We start from the raw sequence: 6,826 nt of genomic DNA on the forward strand, positions 1-6,826 counted from the left end.
CAGAACATCGTATCATTAAATACCTGAATAATTTGATTGAACAAGACCATCGTCCAGTAAAGAGACGCAATAAATTCTATCGAAGTTTACGCACTGCCTCTACCACGATTAAAGGCATGGAAGCCATTCGAGGATTATATAAGAAAACCCGAAAAGAAGGCACTCTCTTCGGGTTTTCGGTCTGTACTGAAATCAAGGTATTATTGGGAATCCCAGCTTAAATCATAGATACCGTAAGGGATTTTATTCTTTATTTAAAACTTTGCAACAGAACCAAGTTGTAACACATGAAATTGCTTATAATAGTGTATTGGAATTAAGATAGATTGACAAAAGAGTGATCAAATAGGTATACTTCATTCAAATAATCGTTTGAATGTGAGGTGAGATGAATGGAAAACGTTTGCCAAGTGACTATCGTACATAAAGAAAAAGTAACTATAATAAAAAATAAATTGGATCAAAAAGATTTTTCAAATTTACTTGTGTTAGGAAAATGTTTTAGCGATTCTTCTAGGATTAAAATTTTTTATACTTTAGAAACTTATAAGGAGATGTGCGTTTGTGATTTAGCAGAAATACTTAATGCTAGTATTGCTACAACGTCACACCATTTACGTTTTTTGAAAAAGAACGAAATAGCAAAATCACGTCAAGATGGAAAAGTAGTTTATTATTCTTTAGCGAATGAAGAGATACTTTCCGCTGTGCAGGATTTTCTAAAGTTGTCAGAAAATATATCTATGAAAATTTAGTTTGGAGGAAGTTATTTTGTTACAAAGTATTTTATCAGCTCTCGCTGTTTACGTTTCTACCAGCATTGATTATTTATTTATCTTGCTGATTATTTTTTCTCAAAGTCATACAAAAAAAGGGCTCCGTCAGATTTTTTGGGGTCAATATCTAGGAACAGGTATCTTAGTAGCCGTAAGTTTATTTGCAGCATATGTGCTGAATTTCATTCCGCAAGATTGGATCATTGGGCTTCTCGGTCTAATTCCGATTTTCTTAGGAATCAGAGTGGCATTGGTTGGCGAAGAGGAGGAAGAAGAAGAGGAAGTCGTTGAAAAGCTTGAATCAAGAGGAACAAACCGCTTCTTTTGGACCGTTGCCTTAATAACAATTGCTTCTGGTGGCGATAACTTAGGGATTTATATTCCTTACTTTGCCTCGTTATCTTTTTCAGAGATTGTCACCGCTCTAATCGTATTTGCTATTTCTGTTGCGGTTCTTTGCTATATCAGTTACAAATTAGCCAAGATTTCTTTTGTTTCCGAAACCTTAGAAAAATATGAACGAATCCTTGTTCCTATAGTGTTTATTGGCTTAGGAATTTATATTTTGATAGAAAATGGGACGATTCAAACACTATTAAATTTTATATAAACAACTACGATAGTGAAGTTCAAATAAAAAAAGACAGCGAGATTTTAACTCGCTGTCTTTTTTTATTTGAACTAATGAATTGTAAAATCATTTTAACCTTGTAGTTTGTCTTTATTTTTCTTTTTCTTGTTCTTCGATATGAGTTGAAACTTGCTCAAGAATACTAAAAATATGAAGATCGTCAAGGCTATAAATCATATTTTTACCAGCTCTTTTTGATTTTACTAATCTTGAAGTCTTTAAAGTTTTTAACTGGTGAGAAATTGCTGATTGTTCCATACTCAAAGAATGCGCAATAGCTCCAACGCTAAGTTCTTCTTTCTGCAGAAGAAATAAAATTGAAAGTCGGGTAGGGTCACTGATCATTTTAAATATTTTACTTACCTCTTGGATAGATTCATTTTTTAATGGAGAAGTTGATAATGAATTCATAAGAATTTCTCTCCTTCATATGTTTGTTTATTCACATTTAGATTATCATAATATTTTTATAAAGCAAGATTTTTTGTATAAGGGTAGCTATTTTAGAGTCCTATTTTTTTTATCACCTAAATAAGATAACTATTTTTTTGACAAATTAGATAGAGCGATATAAAATGAATGTATAGACATATGAATGTTCGTTCAAACGTAATTCGTAAGCATTACGATTTCTAAAAAAAAGTTTTATTAAGAAAGGTGATAGAAATGAAAGAGATTCAAGAGCAACACTCACACGAAAATAATAGTCACGATCATGGGAAAATGCCAATTATTTTGTACTTTATTGGTTTAGCATTGTCGCTCATTGCGTTATTTGTAAACGGAGAAAATAATTTAATCCAAAACACTTTGTTTTCAATTGCTTCAATTAGTGCTGGTTATCATGTCATTATTCTTGAAGGAATTGGAGAAACGATTGAAAACTCAAAAAGACAACACAAATTTACCCCTAATTCTCATATTTTAATGGGAATAGCTGCAATAGGTGCTTCTCTGATAGGAAATTTTTGGGAAGGAACGTTATTGGTTCTTATTTTCTCTGGAGCACATTTTCTTGAAGATTATGCTGAAGGAAGAAGTAAAAGAGAAATTACCAAGTTATTAGAAATGAATCCAACAACAGCTAGGCTAATCATGCAAGATGGCAATACAACAATCGTTAATGTTAGTGAGTTGAAAGTAGGAGATCAACTTCAAGTGTTAAACGGTGACCAAGTACCGATTGACGGAGTAATAGTATCAGGCTCTACTTCGATTGACGAATCTTCTATTAATGGTGAGAGTATACCTAAAGAGAAATCAAAGGGAGACGGAGTTTTTGGGAGTACAATTAATGGAACGGGTACCTTTACTATGGAAGTCACAAAAGAAACTAACGATACTGTCTTTTCAAAGATTTTACAACTAGTGAATCAAAATCAAGAGAATCAAACAAAAGCGTCTAGTATTATCCAAAAGTTTGAGCCTAAGTATGTTAAATTTGTTTTAATTGCAATCCCACTCTTCATTTTACTTGCTCCTATGCTGTTTGATTTGACATGGTCACAAAGTATTTATAGAGGATTAGTCCTTTTAGTCGCAGCTTCTCCGTGTGCTTTAGCAGCAGCTACCGTATCCGTAACATTGTCAGCCACTTCTAATCTAGCAAAAAGAGGCGTACTTTCAAAAGGAAGTGCCTATTTGTCCCAATTAGCGGATATTCAAGCCATTGCCTTTGATAAAACAGGAACATTAACTAAAGGGAAACCGGAAGTAACCAATTATTACTTTTCTGATTCTGTGAACGAGGAAAATATGATTGATATCGTAGTGGCTCTTGAAAAAGAATCAAATCACCCGTTAGCAAGTGCTATTTTAGACAAGTTTGAACCAAAAAATAAACTAGCTATTGAAGTGGAAAATCAGATTGGAAAAGGTTTAATAGGCGATTATAACGAAAACACTTATCGTATAGGTAAACCAACTTCTTTTGAGGCTGTATCGGATGACTATACACGTTTGAATAAAGAATGGGCTTCAGAAGGTAATACGGTTGTATATGTATCAGAAAATGAAAAAGTAATCGGCCTGATAGCATTAATGGATATTCCAAGTGAACATGCGAAAGCAACTATAGATTACTTTAAGAAGTGTGGTATCCATACCACTTTAATTACTGGGGATTCTGAAATGACAGGGCAAGCTGTTGGTAAACAATTAGGAGTAGATCAAGTAATTGCAAACGTCATGCCAGAAGATAAATCTAACATTATCAATGAACAAAAAGAAACCTATGGTATAACCGCTATGGTGGGAGATGGTATAAACGACGCACCTGCTCTTGTGAAGGCAGATGTTGGAATTGCTATGGGAGAGGGTACGGATGTTGCAGTAGATGTATCTGATCTAGTATTAATGAAAAATGATTTGTCTAAATTGGTAAAAGCTCATGAAATTTCTTTAAAAATGAATCGAGTTATTTGGCAAAATATTATTTTCTCAATGGTAGTTGTCGCTTTTCTAATTACCGTAAGCTTAGTAGGATTAACGGATATAGCCATTAGTGTGATTGTTCATGAAGGAAGTACCTTAGTCGTGATATTAAATGGTCTTCGATTATTAAAGTCTAAATAAATACATGAAATTGGATAAAATCATGTATCTAAAGTTTGCAGCCTCTCTAATTTTGTATTACAATGTATATACAAAAAGAAGGGGGTGATTCTAATGACTGTCATATCGCTCAGAATTGATACTCAGGAAGATAAATTAATTAAAGAATATGCTAAGGCGAAGAATATTTCGGTTTCGGCTCTGATTAGAAGTTCTGTCTTGGAAAAAATCGAGGATGAAATTGATTTGGGCCTATATAATCAAGCCATGAAGGATCATAAAGAGAATCCGAAAAGTATTTCTTTTGAAGACATGCTAAAGGAGCTATCTGATTAAATGAGCTCAGGTTATCAAGTCGAGTTTGAAAAAGGAGCTCAAAAAGCGTTAAAAAAAATGGACAAATACCAATCCCTTTTAATTATGGGATGGATTCAAAAGAATCTAGTGAATTGTACCGATCCTAGGCAGCATGGAAAAGGATTAACCGTCAATCGATCAGGCGAATGGCGCTATAGAATCGGTGATTATCGCTTAATAGCTGATATCAATGACGAGACCGTAACCATTTTAATGTTAGAGATTGGTCATAGAAAAAATATTTACAAATAAACCATTCAAATTGAGTGCAAGCATGTTTAATAAAAAAGGATTCTACTGCTTTTTAAGCGGTAGAATCCTTTTTTGATACGATTTAATTATCTATATTAAGCACGTAAGGCAACAATCGCATCTTCAATAATATCTTGCTGCGTTGCCTAAATGAGCAATTGCGTTTCTAAATAGTCTTTTATTTCTTCAACCTCCACTAGAATAGAGCTATTAATTGGCACGTAGACGTTTGCTGATGTCATAATCTTCAACTCCTATCGTTATAGATAATAACGAAAGATAAACCAAGGTGTTACCAGCTACTACAAGAAACTAAATAGAAATATTAACCTGCACAACAAGATAATTTCGAAATATCTTTATCAAAGGCTAGAGCTGCTAACTTTAAGCCTTCTGACATTGTTAGATAAGGCGCTAAAGTATCTTTTAAATCAGCTACGGTCAATCCAAATTTAACGGCTAAGGATGCTCCATAAATAACTTCTCCTGCATTTTCAGAAACGATATGAACTCCCAAAATCTTCTGTGTTTTTCTATCAACCACAAGTTTAAACACCCCTGTCGTATTATGATTGACAATCGCTCTAGGAACATTTTCTAATGACAATACCGCTTTTTTTACTTCGTATCCTTTTTCTTTCGCTTGTTGTTGTGTTAACCCAACAGTTGCAAATTGCGGACTGGTAAATGATACTCCAGGAACTACCGATAAATCGATTGCTTTATTTAACCCACCAATTGCATTTCCTGCTGCAATTCCTCCTTCATAGGCTGCTACATAGACAAACTGAGGTCCTAATGTCACGTCTCCTGCTGCATAAATTTTTCTATTACTTGTCTGAGCAAAAGCATTTATCTTGATTTCATTGTTTGGCCCAACTTGAACGCCTGCTGCGCTCAAGTTCAATACTTCTGTATTCGGTTTTCTTCCTGTTCCAACTAGTAGCTCGTCTGACTCAATGACCTTATTTTTGCCGTTTACAATAATATGAACTTTTTTAATATTTCCGTCTTGCTCTACTCGTTCATAAGTTGCTCCGGAAATGAGCTTTATTCCTTGTTCGATTAAAGCTTTCTCCATTGCTTCAGAAATCTCTGGATCATACTCTTTTAAAAGTCGTTTGCTTCTTTGAATAAGGGTAACCTCAGAACCCAGATTGTGGAAGAGCTGTCCCAGTTCTCTTCCAATATAACCCGATCCAATAATTGTTAATCGTTTTGGTACTTTTCTTAGTTCAAGGAGGGTTGTGCTAGTTAAATAATCTACTTCTTTAAGTCCAGTAATACGAGGTAAGAGTGGAGAAGCACCCGTTGCGATTAAAAACCGTTGGGCAGAATATGTTTGCCCACTAACTGTCACAGTGTTTTCGTCAATGAATTTTGCTTCTCCTTTAATTAAATCAAAACCATAGTCGTCAATTAAATTAGTGTATTTTTGTTTGCGTAAATCATCAACTAGTTCATTTTTTTGATCGACTAAGCGGTCTAATTCTACTTCTCCCGTAGAAGTGTGCAATCCTTCAAAAATATTTACATGTGCTGATTGATTGATTTCTCCAGCTCGAAGCAGCGTTTTTGAAGGGATACAACCAATGTTCACACAGGTTCCGCCTACAGTTCCGCGTTCAATCATGCCCACCTTTGATCCATACTCGACTGCTTTTATAGCTGCTGAAAAAGCTGCTCCACCAGAACCGATAATGAGCAAATCATAATCTTCCTTGTTATTAGTCATCACGCGTTTTTGAACAGGTAACTTTTCTACTTCTTCGGGCTGATAATTTATTTTTTTAACTGCTTCTATCGCGTTTTCTATTGCATAGTCGTCTGGTAATTGAAATACCGCTTCGCTTTGACTGAAATCTGCTTTAGCGTTGAGAGCTCCCATGCTCTCAAGCGCTTTTTCTATATGTTTTTCACAGCCAGTACAGGTCATTCCTTGAATGCGCATTCTAAATTGATTCATTTTCCTACCCCCGTTAATTTTCTATTAATACTTCTATGATAGGACACGCGTATAGTTCTTTTTCATCTGGACATCTTGCTCGTAAATCTTTTAGCATATATTCTATTCTATTCAAATTCTCGATTTTTTTTTGAATTTCTCTTTCTTTCTTAGAGACAAATTCAGGGAGCGTCAATAATTTTGTGTAAATAACTCGTCCTTCTGCAAAATAATGGGTTACTCAGTAAACATTGAAGCTAATGTATCCGTCACTTGTTGGAAGCCTTTATGGCTTCTATTTAAGAATTTTTG

General features: G+C 34.5%; 8 protein-coding genes and 1 pseudogene. 6 read left to right on the forward strand and 3 right to left on the reverse strand.

All coding sequences use genetic code 11. The features are described 5' to 3' along the window. The 3 genes from ACKTSC_RS13065 to ACKTSC_RS13075 all read left to right on the forward strand — a co-directional run. Nucleotides 1-221 (forward strand): DDE-type integrase/transposase/recombinase (locus tag ACKTSC_RS13065; RefSeq protein ID WP_407857809.1); only part of this gene is annotated, 221 nt, incomplete at its 5' end. Nucleotides 222-392: 171 nt separating this feature from the next. Then, complete coding sequence (locus ACKTSC_RS13070; protein ID WP_010731415.1) at nt 393-755, forward strand: ArsR/SmtB family transcription factor; 363 nt, start codon at nt 393-395, stop codon at nt 753-755. 16 nt (nt 756-771) lie between these two features. Next, a complete protein-coding gene (locus ACKTSC_RS13075; protein WP_010620830.1) occupies nt 772-1,386 on the forward strand; it encodes a CadD family cadmium resistance transporter in 615 nt (204 codons plus the stop codon). A gap of 111 nt (nt 1,387-1,497) precedes the next feature. On the opposite strand, the gene ACKTSC_RS13080 is transcribed toward ACKTSC_RS13075, so the two are convergent. Continuing rightward, nucleotides 1,498-1,818 carry an ArsR/SmtB family transcription factor gene (locus ACKTSC_RS13080; protein ID WP_002301366.1) on the reverse strand — a complete coding sequence of 107 codons (321 nt, stop codon included), beginning with the start codon at nt 1,816-1,818 and terminating at the stop codon, nt 1,498-1,500. A 255-nt stretch (nt 1,819-2,073) separates the two neighbouring features. Between ACKTSC_RS13080 and ACKTSC_RS13085 the strand changes: the two genes are divergently transcribed. The 3 genes from ACKTSC_RS13085 (at nt 2,074) to ACKTSC_RS13095 (ending at nt 4,569) form a co-directional block, all read left to right on the forward strand. Beyond that, nucleotides 2,074-3,981, forward strand: a complete 1,908-nt coding sequence (locus ACKTSC_RS13085) for a heavy metal translocating P-type ATPase (protein ID WP_002301365.1) — start codon at nt 2,074-2,076, stop codon at nt 3,979-3,981. A 93-nt stretch (nt 3,982-4,074) separates the two neighbouring features. Next, nucleotides 4,075-4,296, forward strand: a complete 222-nt coding sequence (relB, locus tag ACKTSC_RS13090) for a type II toxin-antitoxin system RelB family antitoxin (protein WP_002307624.1) — start codon at nt 4,075-4,077, stop codon at nt 4,294-4,296. Next, on the forward strand, nt 4,297-4,569 hold the full coding sequence (locus ACKTSC_RS13095; protein ID WP_002301363.1) for a type II toxin-antitoxin system RelE family toxin: 273 nt from the start codon (nt 4,297-4,299) through the stop codon (nt 4,567-4,569). 325 nt (nt 4,570-4,894) lie between these two features. Here ACKTSC_RS13095 and merA read toward each other — a convergent pair whose 3' ends face one another. Together merA and ACKTSC_RS13105 are read right to left on the reverse strand one after the other, a co-directional pair. Further along, a complete protein-coding gene (merA, locus tag ACKTSC_RS13100; protein WP_002316044.1) occupies nt 4,895-6,535 on the reverse strand; it encodes a mercury(II) reductase in 1,641 nt (546 codons plus the stop codon). Between the two features lie 13 nt (nt 6,536-6,548). Beyond that, a pseudogene (locus tag ACKTSC_RS13105) lies at nt 6,549-6,698 on the reverse strand (MerR family transcriptional regulator); the annotation flags it as partial. Nucleotides 6,699-6,826 lie beyond the last annotated feature (128 nt).

The organism is Enterococcus hailinensis (assembly GCF_045862035.1).
GTDB lineage: Bacteria > Bacillota > Bacilli > Lactobacillales > Enterococcaceae > Enterococcus_A > Enterococcus_A hailinensis.

Bases quoted from the DNA above. Each gene is read 5' to 3' on its own strand.
- ACKTSC_RS13070 (WP_010731415.1), top strand. From the start codon at position 393: ATGGAAAACGTTTGCCAAGTGACTATCGTACATAAAGAAAAAGTAACT.
- ACKTSC_RS13080 (WP_002301366.1), bottom strand. From the start codon at position 1,818: ATGAATTCATTATCAACTTCTCCATTAAAAAATGAATCTATCCAAGAG.
- ACKTSC_RS13085 (WP_002301365.1), top strand. From the start codon at position 2,074: ATGAAAGAGATTCAAGAGCAACACTCACACGAAAATAATAGTCACGAT.
- relB (WP_002307624.1), top strand. From the start codon at position 4,075: ATGACTGTCATATCGCTCAGAATTGATACTCAGGAAGATAAATTAATT.
- ACKTSC_RS13095 (WP_002301363.1), top strand. From the start codon at position 4,297: ATGAGCTCAGGTTATCAAGTCGAGTTTGAAAAAGGAGCTCAAAAAGCG.
- merA (WP_002316044.1), bottom strand. From the start codon at position 6,535: ATGAATCAATTTAGAATGCGCATTCAAGGAATGACCTGTACTGGCTGT.